Consider the following 20,874-nt stretch of genomic DNA (forward strand, 5'->3'; position numbering starts at 1 on the left):
GTAAACACATGACAAGTTTAACACTAAGTTTTAATGATGTAAATTTCACACCTGTTCAACAGGGTGGTCAAATTTGGTTAAGCGCGAGCGAGTTAGCTAAAGCTCTTGGTTACGCAAAATCTGATGCAGTTGGTCAGGTTTATGAGCGAAATCAAGATGAGTTTAATTCATCCATGACCACTACAATTACTGTGAAATCAGATGAATCTGTCGAGACCCTCAATTTGAGTGTCTCGAAGAAAACCAAAAACCTAACAAAGACAATCCGTATATTTTCACTACGTGGTTGCCACCTCATTGCAATGTTTTCTAAAACAGTAATCGCTAAGCAATTCCGTAAATGGGTGCTTGATATTCTTGATAAGGAAGTTGGTCAGCCAATTACCAAAACCCACAAATCAGAGCGTGAGCCATTAACCAACGCCGTAAATATGCTTGTCGCTAAAACTAAACATTTGAACTATAGCGATGCTTACAAATTGGTTCATCAACGTTTTAATGTTAAAAGTATTGATGAGATTCCGTACGATGCCATCCCTGTCGCCGTGGAATACACTCATCATTTGATTGCTTTGTATAGTAATGCTGAGAAACAAAAATTCACTGATGCAGATTTACAAAACATACATGCATTGGCAACACACATGATATGGGCGCGTAGTTGGTGGTCGGAATTTGGTGATTTTGTCAAACAATTAAACCCAACTATTTATAGTCGAGCAACTAGTCATTTTAATGATGGGGCATGTCTTGCATGGCAGTTCGTTAAAATTGAAAAGAAACAAAAGTTGAAAGAATGCGTAGATAGTTTTGATTGGATCATTGGAACATATCAGCAAAAACTACCTATATAATTTTTAATAAGATTAAGACCACTCGAAAGGGTGGTTTTTTTAATGGGTGAAAATTATGTCATGGCAAGGCACGCGATTATCACAGTTCACCTTCGAAGTACTGCAAAGTGCAACTGTTCTACAAAGAAAAATCATTAGTGAGTTCCTACAAGGTGTTGTACTCGCAAGTCCTGTTGACACAGGCGCATTCCGTGGTAATAACCTTGTTTCAATTGGCTCTGTCGATGTTCGTTATGATTTAAATAAAGTGGATAAAGTAGGTGGGCAAACAATTGCTGAGGGGAATATGAGAATTCTTCAAGCAAAGATTGGTGATCTAGTCTATGTACAGAATAATTTGCCTTATTCCGTTGCTTTGGAAAATGGGTATTCTCAGCAAGCTCCAACAGGGATCTACGCTTTAACCTTTCAGCGAGTGACGAGTAAATACAAATGATGACACTTGAGCAAGCAGAATTAGAGATTAGAACGCATTTGGCACAGTTTGACGGTGTGGATGTGATTCAATTTGAAAACCAGACACTTGATGAAGGGCAGCACTTCAAACCACCTAAGAATAAGCTGTGGTGCAAAGCTTATATTCAGTATTCAGGAAGTCATGTTGTAGGTATTGGTAACCAGCCCTGCATTCGTGACCATGGAATGATTTCAATCCAATGTTTTGCACCGTTGAATTCAGGTACCACAGCAATGGCGAAGTTATGTGATGGGTGGCGGGCGTTCCTGCAAAACTTCGGTGTATCTCATTTAGAAGTTTATTTGGTTCATGCGCCACAAGATATGGATGATAAGCATTTTTACGCAAAGATCATTCGTGCTGAGTTTCGAGTGAATTAGTTGTATTAAGCGTTAATACAACGCTGTCAAATTTCAAATAATTAAACCAAGTTTTACCTTAAGCCTCGCAATAGCGGGGTTTTTATTGCCTGAAATATGGCAATCAAGCCGACTGGGGTAGCTCCCGAAAGAGAAGATGGTCGTTTCGACTATTCATTGCATCTTCTTGTCGGCTCTTTTATTACCTATGCCATTCACCACAATTTTTTGATGCTCAGGTGAATGGTTTAAATCAATTGAGCATCTAGGAATAAACCATGTCAAACGTACTAACAACCCAAGAGATTATGATTGTAGAAAATGAAAAGGCTTTAACTACATCATTGCATATTGCGGATGGAGCGAAAGCGAACCACAAGGCTGTGATGCAGCTAATCAAAACGCATATCCATCACTTTAATAAATTTGGAAGGGTGGCATTTGAAATGCGACCCTTTGAAACAGAAGGTGGCATCCAATCTAGACGAATCGCCATCTTAAATGAACAACAAGCAACATTTTTGATGACATTAATGCGTAACACAGAGAGAGTTGTAGATTTTAAGTGTGCTTTGGTTCAAGCATTTTATGAGACAAAAGAATATCTGAGTACTCAATATCGATCACATGTAAATATCCACAATAAGCTTAGTTTGCAATTGAATTTAGAAAAAGCAGATGCGAGTTTAGCAGGGCACATTTTAGGAAGTTATCGAAAGAAACGTGACACATTGGTGGGGGCAATCAAAGAAGTAGAACGTTTGATGCAACCATGCTTATTTGAATAAACAAGATTTTATTTATCCACCTCCTTAGCGGAGGTTTTTTAATGCCTAAATTAAGGAGTCGCTATGAGTTCAGGCGCTAAACAAACAACACCGTACGGAATTGAATCCGCACCAGGTGTAATCGCAACAACGTGGAAAACACTGGCATTTACATCAAATGGTTTAGATGCGGCTGCACAGACAACTGAATCACAAACAATCAAAGATAGCCGGGTTGCTGCTGGATCAATGGTGACTGGAATTGAGGTAACTGGTGACGTTGAAACAGAATTTGCTTATGGTATCCAAGACGATTTGCTTGAAGGTGTTGCATTCAACCAGTGGTTAAATAATGTTTTAACCTTTGGTGGCACAACGCGTAAAACATTCTCAATTATTCGTGGTTTTACGGATATTGATAATTACCAAGTATTTACAGGTTGCCATATTAATCAATGGTCTTTATCTATTCCTGATAGTGGTATCGTGACTTCAAAATTCTCAATTATGGGAATGAAGCGTACAGCTTACGAAGTATCACCAGCAACTACCGTTACACCTGCTGAAGATGCCATTGTCTTTACATCACTTTCTACTGGTGACATTTTAATTGATGGTCAAGCCAAAGCGGGTATGTGTGTCACACAGCTGGACCTAACAATTGATAATTCGATGCAGGTTCAAAAGTGCCTGAATTATGAAAATAATATCAGTGCAATCCTTGAAACTCTTATGAAGGGTACAGGTAATTTCACGGTTGCTTGGTCTAAAAATACTGCTGAGTTGTATGAAAATCAGTTTTTAAATGAGCCGATTAGTCTTCAGTATTCACTAAAAGACAATAAGGGTAATAAATACACCTTGTTGCTTCCAAAATTAACAGTTTCAGCACCATTACCAAGTGGTGGTGCGGGCGATGTTTTGAATACTCAGTTTTCATTTACAGTGGCAGATGAAGCACCAACCTTAACTCGAATTCCAGTTGCAGCTCCTTAAGAGCTGTTTTTGAGGTATTAACATGGCTTTAAAAGTAGCAATTAAAGAAAGCAAAGAAATTTCATTGTGGCGTGAATACAAGGATAAGGAAGGTACAGTATTAGCACGTTTTAAAATTCGTGGTATTGAATATCAGGCGTATCAAGTAGCATTAGAACGCGCACAGAATCAGATTGTGTCCAAAGGTTATGATGTTAGAAAAGCCTCTGCCGATGACAAGGTGTGGTATCAGCTCACAATGGAAGCCGTGGCATGTCACCTGATTGAGGATTGGGAAGGCATTGAGTTTGAAGAAGGTGAAGTTGTTAAGGAGCAACCATATTCTGAAGAAAATGCAACTAAGTTGTTTCACATGGGGGATTTGGGTTGGCAGATCTGGGGCTTTGTAAAGTCTGAGGCTGAAAAGATTCAGAAGGAAGCGAATCAAATCAAGGAAGATACTTTGGGAAAGTCCGAAGATTGTACCACCACCAAACCCTCAAATGGGGCACGGAAAAGAGTCGCGAAGTCTACGAAAAAATCGGTGTCAAACCGCCAGACTACATAGATCCACCTAAATATTCTTATACTGCACATACTGTATTACATGCTTACAACATGATTGCACGTTCTAGAAGATATGAGCAGGGTACGCCGTTGGCATTAGGCATTGCGGATATTGAATCATATTTAGAATTACATGATTCTCCTGTTGAACTGTATGTCTTTGTTGAATGTGTTTTGATGTTGGATAATTTATTTCTAGATCAAGCTTATAAGAAGAAGTGAGTTGTATTAAGTCATTTTACAACTTTATTAAATATGATTTTGGAATTTAAAAATCAATAATTGAAAAAGCAAAAACCCAAGATGTGGAGTCTTGGGTTTTTTTGTTTTCAACCCACAATGCACACTTGAGGATCTAAACATACATGAATTTTAACCTAAATATGCAGGTTGATAAAGTGATGAATAAGTTATCAGAAAGTAAGCCTTTAAGAATCTAGTCTTACATAATTACATCTTTGATCATTATTGGAGTGCTCGCATGGCAGACACCACCAATTATTTTAGCTGTGGTTGAGTTGATTAAGGTTATTAGATAAACCGTAAAATAAAGCATTTTGGGATGGTTGTTAAAAATAACAGCAGATATTTCTATGTGGCGATTAGCATCTTTATTGTCAGATGCTGAAATAAACTAATCAAATCAATCTTGTTTTTTAACTCTACTTTCTTTAATTTGTCATAATTGAATGTTAGGTTGTGCAAAATTATTGCGAGTAGTGAATAATGGGAATTAATCTGAAAGAATTCAATAAACGCATTGAAGAGTTTAAACGTACTGGTGAAGAGCCTAAAGAGATCGTAATTGGCTATAAAACGTATTCAAAGCTAATGAAAGAAGAAAGTTTTATTGATCATCTTAGTAAAGACCAAAATGATCCAATGGTTCGCTATTATCAGGGTATTAAAATTAAAATGATTACAGAAAAGCATTATCTTGAAATTAATTAAAAAAACCACCGAAATGTGGTTTTTAATTATCGTATTTAGATCCCTATAAATTACTTTTCAGATGCAGCCTGTTCTACGGGTGTAGGTTGTGGCGAGTTGATCTGTTCTTGTTGAGCAATTTTAGCTTTATGACTAGGCATATAATCAGGTTCATGAGACATGGCTAAATAGAGAAAAGTAAAAAATATAGTGGTTATAAGAGCGATAATGGCAACAAACTTCCACCCTAATGTGGTTGATTCTAAATGGTCTGATGAGGAGGTTTTTTTCATAAAAATGCCTAAAGAGCAAAAAGTTACAAAGAGCGCTCCTTATAACATAAATTGATTTGTTTGAAGAAGTGCCTAGGTATCAAAAGTAATAAGTTGTAAAGGTAGTTTTTTTACACCCAACTTGATATTTTATAAGCACTTTATGGAGCTTTTTAAAATGAAAAAATTATTATTGATTAGTATCTTGGGTATTGGTGCGGTTTTAGGTGGATGTGCAACACCAAAATATAACTATCAAGCTACATTTCAAAATGTCAGCAAACCACCCATAGGGAGTACTAATGAATCATACATAGGAGATCAATTGTTGACTCAGGGCATCTATACTAAGAGAGAGGCGTACTATATTCCTGAAAACAATAAAAAATTTTTACTTAATATACCTAAGGGGTTTTATTTAAAAACAGGAGAAGATAATAAAGGTAGTTATTATTCACCAACCAATAATATTCCTGATGGCGCCACAGTTCCAAATAACACTGGAATAATCTCTTTATTGGTTACAAGTGACAACAGCCTTTGTATTGTAGGTATGTATTTAAATAAAGCTTGTCACTTTAAAGACATTGGGGAGAAGCGAACTGTTAATGTTGCACAAGATAATTCTTTTCAGCAAACGCTTATCTATAATGGAAAAGTTGGAAATAAAATCAATATCGGATATAGAGAATTTTCGAGTAATTTAGCACGCCCAGCATTTAATAATGATGTTGAATATGATCTAAGCGAATCCAAAACCATTGGTTATAAAGGGGCTGTATTAGAGGTAATTGAAGCAAATAATCAAATGATCAAATACAAAGTGTTGAAAAATTTTAATAAGGTTGAATAAGGTGAAGTTATCTATCTTTATTTTAGGAATAATTATCTCAATTAGCTTCAAATGAGTTGATTTGCAGTAATACAAAAACACTAAATTTATAGCTCGCATCCGCGGGCTTTTTTATGCCCGCAGGAAAGTAAATATGGCTCAAGAATCAATTTTAAGAATCGTGATTGACTCACGAAATGCTGAACGCAATGCACAAGCATTAGATCGCGAGTTGAGAAGTATTCAGCGTAATGGTGACTTTGCATCGCGTTCTATGGATGGTTTTTCTGTAGCTTGTCGTCAACTTGCTGGATACATGATGGGCGTAGTTACTGCGGGTGCAGCTATTGCAAAGATGGATGATTGGACAAATTTAAATAACCGTCTTCGTTTAGTTACAAACAGTCAGCAAGAACTAAATAAAGCAATGAAAGACACTTTTGATATTGCTCAACGCTCAGGTGCAGCATGGGGCGGCACAGCAGCAATTTATCAAAAGATTCAATATAACAGTGAAAAATTAGGTTTGAGTCAGGCGAAAGTTGCGCAAATTACAGAGTCAATTTCAAAGTCTATTAGCAATTCAGGATCAAGCGCACAAGCAGCGGGAGCGGCATTGTACCAATTGGGTCAAGCTTTTGATAAATCATCATTAAATGGCGATGAGTTCGTATCCATGTCAGAAAATGCGGGCTATCTAATGGAGGTTTTTGCTAAAGGTTTGGGTGTTACTCGTGCTGAATTAAAGGAAATGTCTTCTGCAGGTGAGTTAACTACTGACAAAATGATTCAGGCGATTGAAAAAATGTCAGGCTCCATTGAGGAGGATTTCGGGAAAACAAATTTCACAATTGGACAATCTCTCACTCAATTAAATAATGCTGCAACACAGTTTATTGGTGGTGCAGGTGAAGCATCAGGTGCAGCATCATTCCTATCATCATCAATTAAAGGATTAGCAGACAATCTTGATTCGATAGCTCATATTGCTGTACTTGGCGGTGTTGCAATGTTGACCAAAGCAATTCTTACGCAATCAGTTGCAATGAAAAAGGGAATTTCTGATTCAATAGCAGATCGAGCAGCAAAAACAGCGCAACTAGAATCACATGTTCGACTTGCAGCATTAGAGGTTCAGCGTACACGCCAAGTTACAGCACTTGCAGCAACAGAGTTAAACCTTGCTCGACAAGAGCGCAACAGTGCTCTTACGCGTGAGGCACGTGCAGCAGCAACAATACGCTTAACGCAAGCTGAAGTTGCACATCGTTTAGCTTTAAATCAAGGCACAGCAGCACTTGCAGCACAGACAGCAGCTCAAAATGCATTAAATGCAAGCCGTGCAGTTGGTACTCGCTTGCTTGGTTTGGTTGGTGGTCCTATTGGTGCGTTAACAATCGGAGTAACTGCTTTAGCTGCGGGCTACATGTACATGCAAAAACGTACAGAAGAAGCAAGCAAAAAACTTGAAGAGCAGACTCAAGTTGCTGAAAGAACTACTGAAGAATTGCTGAAGTTAAAAGGTGTTGAAGCTGACGTAGCGAAAAAAGACCTTGAAGAGGCATTCGAGGGGCAGAACAAGAAACTAAAAGAGTTGAATTATCAATTTAATGCTTTTGTTATCTCTGTTCAGAATGCAAATAAGGGAAATGAAGAGGTTGCTGAAATTTCTCGCAAAGTTAGACTTGGTCTTATTTCTCAAGCTGATGCATTGGAGCAGCTAAATAGCTTAAATATTCTTACTCCAGAGCAGAAAAAGCAGGGTTTAGACTTTGTAAATGCAAATATTGAGCAAGCCTCTACTACCGTAAAAGTTGCCGATAAATTAAAACTTTATGGTAATCAAGTTGAGTTAAATGGGAATAAGGCGACAAATGCGTCAGTTGGGTTGGATAAGTACACTGAAGCGTTGAATAAAAACGCCAGTGCTGCCGATAAAGCCGCAAAAGCTCAAAAGGACTATTTTGACAGTTTAAATCAAGATGTTCTTAGTGCAAATGAGCGTCTAGCTTACATGAATTTGGGCTTTAGCAAAGAGGTGATTGATCAAATCAATAAACTCCAAAAGGAGAAGCAGAAAGCCTTGGGTGATGGCGTGACAGCTATTGTAACAACAGAAGAAATCAATCGTATTATTCAAGCTCAGAATATTCTTGATAAGGTAAAAGAGAAAGAAGGCGAGATAATAGATGCTAAAAGGAAGCAAAATAAAGAGAATGAAAAGCAATATAAATACAAGCAAGCGGAAGTCGAGCTATTAAGAAAAGCGTACGGTGATGTTTCTAAAAGCGGATTAGGTGCTTATGCGGAAAGCAAAGGTATTCCTGCAAATGTTATTGCTGGTCTGTACATGCAAGAATCAAAAGCAGGAACAGCCTTGAAAAGTCGTACAGGAGCATTAGGTCCATGGCAAACCACGACAGCTTATCGTGATCAACATAACATTCCATTATCGAAAAATAATGATTTCCTATTTGTGGGTAAAATTGTTGTAGATGCTATTTCTGATGAATTAAAAAAATCAGGTAGTTTGAAGCAGGCGATTCTATCTCACAATGCTGGACCAACAGGTTCTAAGCAATTTCTTGATACAGGCAAAGTTAATGGTTCGCCCGACAGAAATAAAGAGGTTGCAGGATATTTACCAAAAATTGATAAATGGGCTTCATGGGGTGATGGTAAGAAAGGTGATTTACTTGGTTCTGATGATTCAGGAAAAGCTTATCAAAAATTCCTAGATGACCAGAAAAAACTAGAGAAGGAAATCAAACAACTGCGTGAAAGATATAGTAGTGAAGATATCATTCGCAACCAACAGCGTCTTGATGAAATTGCGGAAGCTAATCGCCTTGGTTTACAGCATCTCATTCCAGATATAGAAAAACGGTATGCGGCAGAAAGCAAACTAGCTGAGCTTAGCTATAGCGAATCTCTGAATGGATATCAATGGAGTGAGCAACAAAAAATTGTCTATGCTAGAGATCGAGCGCAACAAGAGTTAATTTTAAGTACTCAGTATAGTGATAAGCAAAAGAAGGTGCTTAAAAAAGCTATTGATGATCAAGCTAAGTATGAACTCGCTGTTTTTGATGAAACACAAAGACGTAAAGCTCAAGAGCTGTCAGATGTTTTGACAGAACGGCAAAAGCAATCATCAAACAATCAGCTTAGGATCTTAGCTCAAGCAAATATGTCACCAGATGAGTTTGCGCGTTGGAATCTTCAAAACAACATGACCAATGATATTAGTTATGCTTTCGATGATTACCAAAAAGATGTCAAGGGTATTAATCGCAAGGATGAAGCTGGTCGATTTGAGATAGAAGATGCTAATTATAGAAATCAGTTGTTGCAGCAAGCTGAAAGAACTCATCAAGCAAGAATGCTTGAAATCAAAGAGGACTATGCAGCACAAGCACAAGATCTAGCACAGAGTCAACATGAATCACAGCTTCAACTTTATGGGTCAATGTTGTCTCAAGCATCATCTGTTTGGAATGATATAACAAACATGGTTGCTGAAAGTAAGGATAAGAACAGCAAAACATATAAAACCATGTTTTTTGTTCAAAAAGAGATGGCGATTGCTCAAGCTGTAATTAACACTGAACTCGCAGCAACCAAAGCAATGTCTGAGGGTGGAACAATTTTCGGTATGTCAGCTGCTACTGTTATACGTGCAGCAGGCTATGCAGCTGTTGGTGTAATTGCTGCGCAGCAATTTGCAGGACCAACAGGTGATGGTTACGCTACAGGCGGTCACGTTCGCGGTCCCGGTACTTCAACAAGTGATTCCATTCCCGCAATGCTTTCGGACTATGAGTTTGTGACTAAAGCATCCGCGGTGAAGAAGATCGGTGTTGCGAATATGGAGTATATGAACCGCACGGGGGAAATGCCATTCCAACGTGAGTACGAAGAATTACATAAGCGAATTGCGGGGAATCAACTTCCGGAACCGTTTATTGTATCCAAGTATAAAGATGGTGGTTTGGTTGGATCTTCGCGCGTTCAACCTGATTCTTATTCGCAGATTTATCGTGAAAGGCAACTTGTTGAGAAACGATCACCTGAAGCTAAGCAAGCAAAAGTAACCATTATTAATCAAACCTCTCAACCAGTTGAAGCTACATCTCAATGGGATGGGGATGAATTAAAGGTAATTTTAACTGAAATGCGAAAGCAGAATGAAGCCATGATGGATGCGAAGATCGAGAAGCGATTTAGGATGGCGAATCGTCAGGGGTGGAAATAGATGAGCAATGAAAAATTTACATTTCCCTGTGATTTAGATGGGAACTCAAATACCCAAAACTTCAATGTTTTAACCAGTAAATTTGGTGATGGGTATGAACAAAATATCTCAATAGGGATTAATAACAGAAAAGGAGAATGGTCTTACCAACGAACAGCCTATAAAGATGAAATTCTTTTAATTAAAGCATTCTTTGATAAGCATAAAGGTGCTGATTCCTTTCTTTGGGATTCACCTTTGGATGGAGAGGTGTGGGTTAAAACAAATACATCATATTCACCAAAGCAAATTGGGGGTGATGTTTGGCAAATATCAACAACGTTCTATCAAGTTTTTCACCCTTAATTCATTCAAATTTTAATCACCGCCTTTTGGCGGTTTTTTTGTGAGAAAAAATATGGCAATTCAAACAATTAATTTAGGCAGCACTCCCACTGGCGCAGGTGGTGATACGTTTCGTTCGACAGGTGTGAAAGTAAATGAGAACTTTACTAACAATACGCATGCTGCAAGTCGAATGGTGGGAACTGAGGCTGGCAATGTGATGGAGGTGGGGGCGTTTGGTTTGGGGCGTAAATTAGCTGCGGATATTGGTGTTGTTGATATAGTTTCAAAAAACCCAACGGATTTATATAGCTATTTATTATCGAAAAACGGTGGAGCGTATGACACTTACTATCACACAAACAATGGAGCGACACCAGGGTTTCCAGAAAGTTACGGTGCTATCCGTGGCTATCACATCACTAATAATAATTATTCATACAGTTGGCAAATTTTTTCTGGTATAGATGGTAAATATCAATATATTCGTTCACCCATTAGTGCGACAGTTTGGGGAGCGTGGTATGCGTTATATACAGCTGCAAACACAACAGTAGACTCAAATGGCTTCATCAAAAAAGCATCACCAATTATTAAGCTGTTTGCAGGTAAAATCGAAGCGAATGAAGAGGCTTTTGAACAAAACCCAAATTTTGAAAAGGTCAGCGTTGGTCATTACTTGCTAAAAAATACTGAAGGTTTTTCAGATAACGGTTGGTACATCGAAATGCCAAAAGATGCCAATGGTAATGTGCTGGTTGCTGTACAGTACCAACAGCTTGAAGACGATACGATTGAAGTCAAAACCTTTGCTAAAAAGTTTGATGAAGATACAGGTGATATTGTTCCGAATCTTGAAAAGCCTCGTGATATTCCGACAGGTCGCTGGATCGACATTCGTTTAAAAGCATTACTACAACCCAAAATTAAAATTTCAGATACACCTATAGATTTTCAACCGACCAACTTGGCTCAAGCAGTTTCGGAGGCATTGAAGGATGACGCTGAATAGTGATTTTCAAAAACTCTATGTCGATGGGTTGATTACGCTTTATGAATTAGATGCTCGCAACTTAGGTGCGGGCATCTTGCGTTTTCATGGGCATATATCTTATGAAGATTGGGAGCGCATTTATACGACCATCGGCTCAGCTGAATTAATTGGTGCTGATACAGGCTCAATCGGTAAAGTTTTTGATTCTAGCAATGAAAAAGCATGGCTGCGAAATATCATCTGGCAGGGACAAACATTTGAGCCAATGGCGCTGGAAGTATCCGGCTTAGAAATGCGCTCAGATGGCAAAGCTTCAGCACCAACACTCAGCATGGCCAATAATATCAATGGTATTCAAAATGCGGTCTCTGCATATTGTTTGCAATTTAATGATTTTGCAGGTGCAAAGCTTAAAGTCATCACAACACTTGCAAAGTATCTTGATGCTGAAAACTTTGGTTCAGGTAATCAAACTGCTGCAAATGAAGCAAAAGAACAGCTTTGGTATATTGAGCAAAAAACCTCTGAAAACCCGCAAGCAGTGACATTTGAGCTTTCAAACCCCATTGATTTTGAAGGATTACGTATTCCAGTTCGACAGATTACATCGATGTGTCATTGGGCGACGATGGGGGATTATCGCGGTGAAGAATGTGGTTACACAGGTGTTGCAATGTTCACTGAAAAAGACGAGATAACAGACAACCCCGCATTAGACAAATGTCCTGGTCGGCTTACTTCATGCCGGCTACGTTTCGGTGAAAACAAAGCGATTCCATTTGGTGGTTTTCCTGCTGCGAATTTATTGGGGTGATGTATGAAACTCACAGCAAAGCTAAAAAAAGCCATTCGATCTCATGCTGAAAAGTGTTTTCCACGTGAGTGCTGTGGCGTGATTGTGAATGATCAATATATCGCATGTCGAAACATTGCTCAAAATGATCATCAGTTTGAAATCCATCATAAAGACTTAGCCAAAGCTGAAGATGTGGGGGAAATTCAAGCCTATGTACACTCACATCCCAATGCTTCAGCACAGGCATCTGATCTTGATTTACATCAAATAGAATTGCATGAAAAACCATGGGTGATTTGTGCTTATCCTGATCTTGAGTTTCAGATCTATGAGCCTTTCGGCTATAAGGCACCGCTTGTGGGGCGAAACTATCATCATGGTTGGCAAGACTGTTATTCAATCGTGCGTGATTTTTATCAGCGTGAATTGGGTATTCAGCTCATTGATTTTGAGCGTCAAGATCGTTGGTGGGAATCGGTAGAAAATGAATCACTATATTTAGAGAACTTTTCCAAAGCAGGTTTTGTTGAAGTCAGTGATATGCAATATGGTGATGTACTTTTATGCAAAGTTGGACGTACTGAGCATGTGAATCATGCGGTAATTTGGCTCGGCGATAACGGTATGTTGAAATCTGAAAAGACAGAGCCTTGCATTGGTTCAGCTTTAATTTTACATCACCCATACGGACGCAAATCGGTGCGTGAAATCTTTGGTCAACAGTGGCAAGAACGTGTAGTTAAGGTGGTACGACATGCTCAAAACAATTAAATTGTATGGCATCTTAGCCAAGAAATTTGGTAAAGAATTTCAGCTTAATGTTGCAAACACACGTGAGGCAGTGCGTGCTTTATCTATACAAATACCTGGCTTTGAAAAGTTTATGTTACATGCACATGAACGTGGTTTAGAGTTTGCGGTTTTTCAGGATAAGCAAAATATCTCTGCAAAAGAATTGGATATGAATACAACTGCATCGGTCATTAAAATCGTGCCCCGCGTGATTGGTGCAGGTGGTAACAATGGGGTTTTGCAAACAATACTGGGTGCAGTGATGGTTGTGGTTGGTGCTGTTGCAATGGCATATGGCCAAGCATGGGGCGCAAATCTTGTTGGTGCTGGGATTGGTATGCTGATTGGTGGTGTAGCTCAAATGTTGATGCCAAAAGTCGACAATACACAAGATCAAAACAGCGATGGCAATAAAGCCAATTTTGGATTTGGTGGTGCGGTGACAACCGTCGCTCAGGGTAATCCAGTCCCGGTGTTACGTGGTCGGCGTGAGATCGGCGGCTTTATTGTGTCAGCAGGTCAATATCCTGAAGATTTAATGTAATTCAGTTTTTAGTTTTAGGCGCATTCAGCGCCTTTTTTATTGCTTAGGAAAAATTATGAGCGCAATGATCAAAGGCGAAAAAGCAGGTTCAAAAAAAGCAAGACAGGCTGTTGTTGCGCCCGATTCAGCACAATCTAAAACCTACATTAAAATTTTATATGGTTTATCAGAAGGAAAAATCAAAGGGTTAGCCAATGGGTTTCAGTCGATTTATTTAGATGATACTCCGTTACATGATGCAAACGGCAACAGTAACTTTGAGAACATCACGGTTGATACTCGACTTGGCACGAATGACCAAGATTACATTGAAGGCTTTCCAGATATTTCATCTGAAACAGCTATAGGTGTAGAACTTAAATCAGCATCGCCATGGGTCAAAGCATTTACAAATTTAGACATGGATGCAGTTCGTGTACGTCTGAAATGGGGACCATTGCGTGAACAGAATCAAGAAAATGGTGATGTGAATGGCATTACGATCCAATATGCGATGGACGTTCAAACCGATGGGGGTACGTGGACTGAAGTTTTAAATACACAAGTAACTGATAAGACATCGGCGAACTATGAGCGTTCGCATCGCATTGACTTGCTTAAAGCATCTAAGGGTTGGCAGATCCGCGTGCGTCGTATCACACCAAATGCGACATCAGAATTTATCAGCGACAAAATGTATGTTGAAGCAGTCACTGAAGTGATTGATGCTAAGTTACGTTATCCCAATACAGCATTGCTTGGTTTGCAATATGATGCTGAAACATTCTCAAATGTTGCAAAAGTAGCAGTCGAATGTGACGGTATTGAAATTTTAGTGCCAACTAATTACAACCCTGAAACCCGACAATACTTGGGTTTATGGAACGGCACATTTAAGCGAGCTTACACAAACAATCCAGCTTGGCATTTTTACGATGCATGTATTACAAAACGTTATGCTTTAGGTGATCGAATCAATTCATCTATGATTGATAAATGGTCGATTTATCGCCTTGCGCAGTACTGCGATCAACTTGTACCTGATGGCAGCGGCGGTGAAGAGCCGCGTTTTACACTGAATGTTTATGAGCAATCACAAGAAGATGCTTGGACTGTACTGTCAAAAATGGCAGGTGTATTTCGTGCATTCATTTATTGGGATGGTAAGTCAATTGTTTGCGATGCGGATGTGCCGCAAGATACTTATTTTACATACACTTCCGCAAACGTCATTGATGGTTTATTTGAATACTCTGGCACACGTGCACGTGATCGACATACAGTTGCAAAAGTGGCATGGGATAACCCAAAAAATCGCTATAAAACAGAATACATTCCTGTACGTGATGAACCTGCAATTTCACGTCTCGGAATTCGTATTGCTGACATTTCGGCATGGGGTTGTACCTCAGAAGGACAAGCACAACGCGCAGGACTTTGGGCTTTAAAATCTGAGCAATATGAGACGCGTACAGTCACGTTTAAAGTTGGCTTAGATGGCTACATTCCGTTGCCAGGTAAAGTGATTGAAATTGCAGATCCGATTTTTGCAGGGCGTGCAAATGGTGGACGTATTTCAAAAGTCAGTACTGATTTAAGACAGATCACATTGGATCGTGACAATGTTGTGTGTAAAGCGGGTGATCGACTGGTTGTGAACGGTGAAGATGGTAAAGCACAGGCACGTGTCGTTCAGTCGATCAATGGTCGAATGGTGACTGTGGTTGCTGCATTTGATTCAGTTGCTCCGCAAAATGTGTGGGTCATTGATGCGCAAGATTTAGCAACGATGAAATTCCGTGTCGTATCGATCACACAAGATGAATCACATCAATTTACAATCACAGGACTGCAATACAATCCTACTAAATATGATGCGATTGACTTCGGTGCAGTCATTGATGATCGTCCGATCACAATCATCACACCCACAGTTCAGGCACCTGTTGCTTCTGTTACTGTAAGTGCTGAGCACATGGTGCAGCAAGGTTTAACTGTTGCAACGATGTTGATCACATGGCCACAAGCACAAGCAGCCGTTAAATACTTGGTGGAGTGGCGTAAAGATGATGGATCGTGGATTAAATTACCATTAACAGGTAATAACTCAGTTGAAGTACAGGGCATTTATTCAGGCAATTATCAGGCGCGTGTCACAGCAATTTCTGCTTTTGATGTCAGCTCTTTACCGACTTATTCTGCTTTGACTGAACTCAAAGGAAAAGCCGGACAGCCACCCAAATTGGCTTTCATTAAAGCCACAGGTACGATGTTTGGGATGAAAGTTGAGTGGGGATTTCCTGTGGTGGGTGCCCTTGATACTGCTCATACTGAAATTGAGGTGTCCACAACATCAAATGGTGCAAATGCTTCTGTTCAGGGATTATTTGCGTATCCGACGACAAGTACACAAATTCAAGGCTTAGCGGCAAATGTTACGCTTTGGTATCGAGGTCGTTTGATTGATCGAATCGGAAATATCGGGGAATGGTCGGATTGGACTAGTGGGACTTCAACAGCACAAGTATCTGATATTTTGGATGCTCTGTCTGGGCAAATCACTGAAACGCAACTTCATCAGGATCTGCAAACTAAGATTGATCATATTGAAGCAGTAGATGCAGAAATAGGACCAATTAAACTGGATATTCAGAATACAAAGGATCAGATTAATCAAGAAATTATTGATCGTCAGTATGCGATTCAACAAGCAAAAGATGGTTTATCTCAGCAAATTATTGATGGAGATAAGGCTGTACTTAAGGTTGTTGAAACTGTCAAAAAGTCTAGTGATGATGGAGTAGCAGCTGCACAATCAGAAATTAAGGTTGTTGCAGATAATCTGAAATTGACTGCTGAAAAAACAGATGGTGTTTATGCGCAGTTGAATCCTCCTATGATTGGTTCATCATCTGATCTGATCGGTAATAATCAAGGCTTCGCGGGAACCTGGTCGCTTCAATCAGCAATGATTGAGGGTGATCTTGTTTTGAGTAAGCGCATTGATACAACTGTTGCTCAAGTCAATGATGTTCAAGCCTTTGCACAGCAAGAAGTTCAAGCGCGTATAGAGGGAGATAAAGCCACTGTCCAAAAGATTGATACTTATATTGTTGAGAATGATCAAGCTTTAGCAACTGTGCGAAATTCAGCACAAATTGCAGTTGAGAAATCAAATTCAAATGCGGTGTTAATTGATGCTTTAAATTTAGAAATTAAAGACAAAGCAAGTACAGGTGCTCTAAATCAGGTTAAGTCAGATTTATCTGCTGTTGATAAGCTAGTGATTGCGAATACAACCATGCTGAATGGCGTGTATGCGCAAATTAATCCGCCATTGATTGGTTCAGAGTCTGATCTTATTGGTAATTCTGGCGGTTATGCAGGGGTGTGGTCTGAACAATCAGCAAGAATCGAGGGAGATTTAGCACAATCTATCCGTGTTGATCAAGTTGTTACGCAAATGAATCAGAATGATGCTTTATATCAGCAACAGATTAAAGCAACCGCAGATGCTGTATCAGCCAATGTTACAGCGACAACCACATTACAGACCAAAGTCGGAGAAAATACAGCAAGTATTCAAGCTCAACAAACATCAATCAATGGCTTGACTGCACGGGCAACATTGAAGTTGCAATCGGGTAATTTGATTGGTGGTGTGGGTATTGAAAATGACAGCAAAACTGTTGATTTCATTATTCAAGCCAATAAATTCGCAATTGGTGCACCATCGGGCGTTTCTGGTGTTTCACATGCTTATGCATTTATTTATCAATCTACAGCTTCAACTTTGCCGAATGGCACAGTCATTCCTAAGGGCTTGTATTTAGATGATGCATATATTGGATCAATCAATGCCAATAAAATTCATGCTGATAGCTTAAGTGCGATTAGTGCGAATCTTGGTGACATCAAAGTAAAGACAGCAAATATTAATGATTTGGCAGTTTCAACATTGAAAATTCAAGATGAAGCTGTAACAGTTCCAAGTGCTATAACCAATCTCGCAGAAAAAAAGGTATCTTCAATATTGACACCTCAAGTTTTTGGTGATTGGAGGCAGGTATTGCGGGCAAGTGGTTCACTAATAGGAAATAGTGCTTCTATTACAATTAATAGAGCAGGTGGTAAATGTAGGGTTGATGGAAACATTATTATTTCAGACTTTGCTGTTACAACAACAAGGCAAGGAGGATTGATATCTGGTGTTGCCAAAGACTTATTGTGCGGTATTGTCTTATTAAAAAATGGCAATCCTATTGCTGAATATATAGTTGGGTCACCTAGCAGCGTTTTTGAAGATGTTGCTTTGTTTAATACTGCCGTGCAGCTACCTACTTATATTGATAATACAGGATCAGGTAATGCAACCTATTCATTGCAATTGGGTTTTACAACCAAAGTCGCAAATGGCGGGGTTTCCATCCATGGAACCCAATCTGGTTATGCTAGCAAGATTTTATCTGCAACAATAGCAACTTTGGAGCTTAAAAAATGACAGCAATTATTTCTAAACGCGGTGAATTGCTTCAAACAATTTATGCAAATGAAGAAACGATTAAATTAAACAAGCCCGCTGGTTGTTTAGCTGTTTCTAGCCCACCTAATCCAAACATGTATTATGCAGGCTGGTGGCGCAAGATGCCTGAGCAACCTTCTTTGTTTCATATTTTTGATTATGAGAGTAAAACATGGGTGGATCAAAGAAGTATAGAGCAAATTAAAGATCAAAAATGGTCTGAGATTAAAACGGAACGAGAAGCCACCGAATACGGTGGTTTTTCTTTTTTAGATCATGTGTTCGATTCCAATCCTGTTTCACAATCTCGAATCATTACTGCAAGCGAGCTTAGTGTAGATGTGGAATGGACTACAAAAGATAACTCAGTTGTTTTACTAAATGCGGGACAATTGAAAGATTTAAGAATCGCACTTGCAATGCATGTTGCAAGTTGTCATGAGCGTAGTCGTATTGCACGACAGTTAATTTATGATGCAAATTCAATAGATGAAATCAATTTAATTCAGTACTAGCCCCAATCGGGGCTTTTTTATTGCCAAAAATAGGGGAAATACATGTCGGAAACACAGGCAGTACTCGAAACAAGTGCTGTCGCAATTACTCAAAAAGTCACAGCAGCAAGCGGACTTACATCATTTTTTGCATTCTTGGGAAAAGTCGACGTTTAAGAGGTCATATGAATGCAATTTTATTAAATGAGCAAAGCAGATTGATGCGTGAAATGATGATATATGCAATGAAAGACAGTATGAGTCATTCGTATTTCGCAACAAGCTGTAAAATTTTTTATTTGAATTTAAGTGATGTATTTCTACATTGTAGTTATATGAATTTTTAATGGCTATCGAGAGGTGGCTTTTTTATTGTAAATAATAAGGAAAAATCAATGTCAAAAACTTCAGTTGCAATAGGTAATGAGCAATTATGGGAAAGCCTAGTTCGTTAAAGCAGCCTTGCACGAAATGGTGAAGTTGTTCAAATAGATGTTTGATTTTTTAAAATATTATTTATAATCATGTTTTTATTTTCAATATGATATTTTAAATATGGGGTGTATTTTGAAAAATAAAATTATTTACTTATTATCATCATTCATGTTGAGTGGAAGTGTTTTTGCAAATACAGATCCTCAGATTCAGTTATTGAAAGAAATTTATCAGCAAGGTAAAAAATTGGAAAAAGGAGATGAGTTATTAGCTTTGTATTATGATAAGAGTTTAGAGCAGGCTCAAAACAATTTAAGAGAAGGTAGATGGCAAGATTGTGGTCAAGCTTGGCAGGATCAAATGTGGCAAAGCCAAGATCCAGAATATCGTCAAAAACCCTCTTTTCAAAAAGTAGGACAAAACCTTGTAAAAGTAACACTAGCTCCTTATGGTGAATTCTATAAAGAGAAGAAAGTGACTTATAAAGTTGATTGTCAGGGAAATAGATGCAAAATCTCAGATATTATTGATGGGGATGGCTCACTCAAAAAAGCATTACTTAATCAATGTAGATGAGCTTGAACCTAAGTAAAAAATTGAAACACACCACCTTCGGGTGGTTTTTTATTGCCAAAAATTAGGGGGCATACGTGAATGAGCCAAGCGCATCACTTTGGAAAAAGTTAAATGAAGTATCAGATCGACTGCAGAGAGTATCAGAGCAGTTGGTGGAAACTAATGCAATTAATAAAGGGTATCACCAGGCACTTGATCAGCAACGAGTAAAAGTGGAACTGCTTGAGCAGCAAAACCATAAAGCACAGGGTGCGATTGCGATGTTGAAGTGGGGGCTTGGTGTGGTGCTGACTGTTGCATTGTCTGGTGGCACATGGACCATCAATTCAATTAATCAACTTAAACAAGATATGGCGATTATGCAAAGCCATCGAGAGGATAATAAATGAAATTAATCAATGAAAACCCATGGCAATATTTGTCAGTCAAGCTCCCGATGTTGGGAGCTTTTTTTATGCTTGTATTAATTCCACTTTTGCAATGGGCATTAGATTTCCAACTCATTCCAAAAGAACATGAAGGCATCATTATTGGAATTGTAATTCCACTACTCGGCTTGATCGGCAAGAAGATCTATCAACCAGAGTTACATGCACCGCAGCTAAATGGTATCAATAGTCTTTTGGCCACACCGCAAAATTCAAATGATTTAGCATGGATGGTTGAAGCGAAAAAACATATTGGTTTACGTGAGATTGTAGGTAAAAAACATAACCAAACAATCCTGTCTTGGATCAAAGGACTTGGCGGTTGGTTCACTGACGATGAAACGCCATGGTGTGGGACCTTTGTGGCGCACTGTTTAAAAGTGGCAGGTGTGAAATATCCAAAGCATTGGTACCGCGCCTTAGATTATGTGAACTACGGATCTAAACTCGCAAAGCCTGCATATGGGTGTGTTGCAATTAAAACCCGCAATGGTGGTGGTCATGTGTGTTTCGTAGTTGGTCGTGACCAAAAAACTAAAAAATTAGTCTGCTTAGGTGGGAATCAAGGCAATGCTGTCTCTTATGCCTTATACAGTGATTCAGATTTTCAGGAATTTCGTTGGTATGGGAAAACAAGCCGACCTGCTGAGTCTCGTTATAAGTTGGAATTTTTGGATGGGGTGAGTGCAACAAAAGTAAGTGAGGCTTAACTACAATACCAT

General features: G+C 38.9%; 21 protein-coding genes. 20 read left to right on the plus strand and 1 reads right to left on the minus strand.

Translation table 11 applies throughout. The features are described from left to right. The first annotated feature begins 8 nt into the window (after positions 1-8). The 8 genes from G0028_RS07715 (at position 9) to G0028_RS07750 (ending at position 4,930) form a co-directional block, all read left to right on the plus strand. The gene (locus G0028_RS07715) at positions 9-854 is read left to right on the plus strand and encodes a Bro-N domain-containing protein (protein WP_180046612.1); all 846 of its coding nucleotides are present in this window, start codon (positions 9-11) and stop codon (positions 852-854) included. Between the two features lie 55 nt (positions 855-909). Then, positions 910-1,290, plus strand: a complete 381-nt coding sequence (locus G0028_RS07720; protein ID WP_130075269.1) for a hypothetical protein — start codon at positions 910-912, stop codon at positions 1,288-1,290. Continuing rightward, complete coding sequence (locus G0028_RS07725; protein ID WP_180046614.1) at positions 1,287-1,691, plus strand: hypothetical protein; 405 nt, start codon at positions 1,287-1,289, stop codon at positions 1,689-1,691. Before G0028_RS07720 ends, G0028_RS07725 begins: the two co-directional genes overlap by 4 nt. Before the next feature lie 257 nt (positions 1,692-1,948). Next, complete coding sequence (locus G0028_RS07730) at positions 1,949-2,458, plus strand: Rha family transcriptional regulator (protein WP_180046616.1); 510 nt, start codon at positions 1,949-1,951, stop codon at positions 2,456-2,458. A gap of 63 nt (positions 2,459-2,521) precedes the next feature. Continuing rightward, positions 2,522-3,433, plus strand: coding sequence for a phage tail tube protein (locus G0028_RS07735; RefSeq protein WP_180046618.1), 912 nt, complete (start codon positions 2,522-2,524; stop codon positions 3,431-3,433). 22 nt (positions 3,434-3,455) lie between these two features. After that, the gene (locus tag G0028_RS07740; RefSeq protein WP_180046620.1) at positions 3,456-3,980 is read left to right on the plus strand and encodes a hypothetical protein; all 525 of its coding nucleotides are present in this window, start codon (positions 3,456-3,458) and stop codon (positions 3,978-3,980) included. A gap of 50 nt (positions 3,981-4,030) precedes the next feature. Further along, positions 4,031-4,201 (plus strand): hypothetical protein, encoded by a 171-nt coding sequence (locus G0028_RS07745; protein ID WP_227554789.1) that lies wholly within the window; start codon positions 4,031-4,033, stop codon positions 4,199-4,201. A 504-nt stretch (positions 4,202-4,705) separates the two neighbouring features. Further along, positions 4,706-4,930 carry a hypothetical protein gene (locus tag G0028_RS07750; protein ID WP_130075263.1) on the plus strand — a complete coding sequence of 75 codons (225 nt, stop codon included), beginning with the start codon at positions 4,706-4,708 and terminating at the stop codon, positions 4,928-4,930. 50 nt (positions 4,931-4,980) lie between these two features. On the opposite strand, the gene G0028_RS07755 is transcribed toward G0028_RS07750, so the two are convergent. After that, a complete protein-coding gene (locus G0028_RS07755; RefSeq protein WP_180046622.1) occupies positions 4,981-5,202 on the minus strand; it encodes a hypothetical protein in 222 nt (73 codons plus the stop codon). Positions 5,203-5,359: 157 nt separating this feature from the next. On the opposite strand from G0028_RS07755, the gene G0028_RS07760 reads away from it, so the two are divergent. The 12 genes from G0028_RS07760 to G0028_RS07815 all read left to right on the plus strand — a co-directional run bounded on the left by G0028_RS07760 (position 5,360) and on the right by G0028_RS07815 (position 20,862). Continuing rightward, positions 5,360-6,034 (plus strand): hypothetical protein, encoded by a 675-nt coding sequence (locus tag G0028_RS07760; RefSeq protein WP_180046624.1) that lies wholly within the window; start codon positions 5,360-5,362, stop codon positions 6,032-6,034. A gap of 253 nt (positions 6,035-6,287) precedes the next feature. After that, positions 6,288-10,268, plus strand: coding sequence for a tape measure protein (locus G0028_RS07765; RefSeq protein ID WP_194088760.1), 3,981 nt, complete (start codon positions 6,288-6,290; stop codon positions 10,266-10,268). Continuing rightward, entirely contained in the window at positions 10,269-10,613 is a 345-nt protein-coding gene (locus G0028_RS07770) for a phage tail protein (RefSeq protein ID WP_180046628.1), read from the plus strand. A 52-nt stretch (positions 10,614-10,665) separates the two neighbouring features. Continuing rightward, on the plus strand, positions 10,666-11,604 hold the full coding sequence (locus tag G0028_RS07775) for a hypothetical protein (RefSeq protein WP_180046630.1): 939 nt from the start codon (positions 10,666-10,668) through the stop codon (positions 11,602-11,604). Next, a complete protein-coding gene (locus tag G0028_RS07780; protein ID WP_180046632.1) occupies positions 11,591-12,400 on the plus strand; it encodes a phage minor tail protein L in 810 nt (269 codons plus the stop codon). The genes G0028_RS07775 and G0028_RS07780 overlap by 14 nt, the downstream gene beginning before the upstream one ends. Before the next feature lie 3 nt (positions 12,401-12,403). After that, the gene (locus tag G0028_RS07785) at positions 12,404-13,153 is read left to right on the plus strand and encodes a C40 family peptidase (protein WP_180046634.1); all 750 of its coding nucleotides are present in this window, start codon (positions 12,404-12,406) and stop codon (positions 13,151-13,153) included. After that, positions 13,137-13,718 (plus strand): tail assembly protein, encoded by a 582-nt coding sequence (locus tag G0028_RS07790; RefSeq protein ID WP_180046636.1) that lies wholly within the window; start codon positions 13,137-13,139, stop codon positions 13,716-13,718. Before G0028_RS07785 ends, G0028_RS07790 begins: the two co-directional genes overlap by 17 nt. A 55-nt stretch (positions 13,719-13,773) precedes the next feature. Then, positions 13,774-18,198, plus strand: coding sequence for a host specificity protein J (locus G0028_RS07795; RefSeq protein ID WP_180046638.1), 4,425 nt, complete (start codon positions 13,774-13,776; stop codon positions 18,196-18,198). Then, positions 18,195-18,734 (plus strand): DUF4376 domain-containing protein, encoded by a 540-nt coding sequence (locus G0028_RS07800; protein ID WP_180046640.1) that lies wholly within the window; start codon positions 18,195-18,197, stop codon positions 18,732-18,734. The genes G0028_RS07795 and G0028_RS07800 overlap by 4 nt, the downstream gene beginning before the upstream one ends. 546 nt (positions 18,735-19,280) lie before the next feature. Further along, positions 19,281-19,724, plus strand: coding sequence for a hypothetical protein (locus tag G0028_RS07805; RefSeq protein ID WP_180046642.1), 444 nt, complete (start codon positions 19,281-19,283; stop codon positions 19,722-19,724). A gap of 74 nt (positions 19,725-19,798) precedes the next feature. Next, positions 19,799-20,113, plus strand: a complete 315-nt coding sequence (locus G0028_RS07810; RefSeq protein WP_180045154.1) for a hypothetical protein — start codon at positions 19,799-19,801, stop codon at positions 20,111-20,113. Further along, positions 20,110-20,862: a TIGR02594 family protein gene (locus G0028_RS07815; RefSeq protein WP_180046644.1), complete on the plus strand. Its 753-nt coding sequence runs from the start codon at positions 20,110-20,112 to the stop codon at positions 20,860-20,862. The genes G0028_RS07810 and G0028_RS07815 overlap by 4 nt, the downstream gene beginning before the upstream one ends. Positions 20,863-20,874: the final 12 nt, after the last annotated feature.

The organism is Acinetobacter piscicola (assembly GCF_015218165.1).
In the GTDB taxonomy this organism is placed as follows: domain Bacteria; phylum Pseudomonadota; class Gammaproteobacteria; order Pseudomonadales; family Moraxellaceae; genus Acinetobacter; species Acinetobacter piscicola_A.

What these genes read in the sequence shown, in the direction of transcription:
- G0028_RS07795 (WP_180046638.1), top strand. Translation starts at nt 13,774, where the DNA reads ATGAGCGCAATGATCAAAGGCGAAAAAGCAGGTTCAAAAAAAGCAAGA.
- G0028_RS07785 (WP_180046634.1), top strand. Translation starts at nt 12,404, where the DNA reads ATGAAACTCACAGCAAAGCTAAAAAAAGCCATTCGATCTCATGCTGAA.
- G0028_RS07800 (WP_180046640.1), top strand. Translation starts at nt 18,195, where the DNA reads ATGACAGCAATTATTTCTAAACGCGGTGAATTGCTTCAAACAATTTAT.
- G0028_RS07815 (WP_180046644.1), top strand. Translation starts at nt 20,110, where the DNA reads ATGAAATTAATCAATGAAAACCCATGGCAATATTTGTCAGTCAAGCTC.
- G0028_RS07745 (WP_227554789.1), top strand. Translation starts at nt 4,031, where the DNA reads ATGATTGCACGTTCTAGAAGATATGAGCAGGGTACGCCGTTGGCATTA.
- G0028_RS07715 (WP_180046612.1), top strand. Translation starts at nt 9, where the DNA reads ATGACAAGTTTAACACTAAGTTTTAATGATGTAAATTTCACACCTGTT.
- G0028_RS07720 (WP_130075269.1), top strand. Translation starts at nt 910, where the DNA reads ATGTCATGGCAAGGCACGCGATTATCACAGTTCACCTTCGAAGTACTG.
- G0028_RS07735 (WP_180046618.1), top strand. Translation starts at nt 2,522, where the DNA reads ATGAGTTCAGGCGCTAAACAAACAACACCGTACGGAATTGAATCCGCA.
- G0028_RS07755 (WP_180046622.1), bottom strand. Translation starts at nt 5,202, where the DNA reads ATGAAAAAAACCTCCTCATCAGACCATTTAGAATCAACCACATTAGGG.
- G0028_RS07775 (WP_180046630.1), top strand. Translation starts at nt 10,666, where the DNA reads ATGGCAATTCAAACAATTAATTTAGGCAGCACTCCCACTGGCGCAGGT.
- G0028_RS07760 (WP_180046624.1), top strand. Translation starts at nt 5,360, where the DNA reads ATGAAAAAATTATTATTGATTAGTATCTTGGGTATTGGTGCGGTTTTA.
- G0028_RS07780 (WP_180046632.1), top strand. Translation starts at nt 11,591, where the DNA reads ATGACGCTGAATAGTGATTTTCAAAAACTCTATGTCGATGGGTTGATT.
- G0028_RS07765 (WP_194088760.1), top strand. Translation starts at nt 6,288, where the DNA reads ATGGATGGTTTTTCTGTAGCTTGTCGTCAACTTGCTGGATACATGATG.
- G0028_RS07725 (WP_180046614.1), top strand. Translation starts at nt 1,287, where the DNA reads ATGATGACACTTGAGCAAGCAGAATTAGAGATTAGAACGCATTTGGCA.
- G0028_RS07770 (WP_180046628.1), top strand. Translation starts at nt 10,269, where the DNA reads ATGAGCAATGAAAAATTTACATTTCCCTGTGATTTAGATGGGAACTCA.
- G0028_RS07750 (WP_130075263.1), top strand. Translation starts at nt 4,706, where the DNA reads ATGGGAATTAATCTGAAAGAATTCAATAAACGCATTGAAGAGTTTAAA.
- G0028_RS07730 (WP_180046616.1), top strand. Translation starts at nt 1,949, where the DNA reads ATGTCAAACGTACTAACAACCCAAGAGATTATGATTGTAGAAAATGAA.
- G0028_RS07740 (WP_180046620.1), top strand. Translation starts at nt 3,456, where the DNA reads ATGGCTTTAAAAGTAGCAATTAAAGAAAGCAAAGAAATTTCATTGTGG.
- G0028_RS07790 (WP_180046636.1), top strand. Translation starts at nt 13,137, where the DNA reads ATGCTCAAAACAATTAAATTGTATGGCATCTTAGCCAAGAAATTTGGT.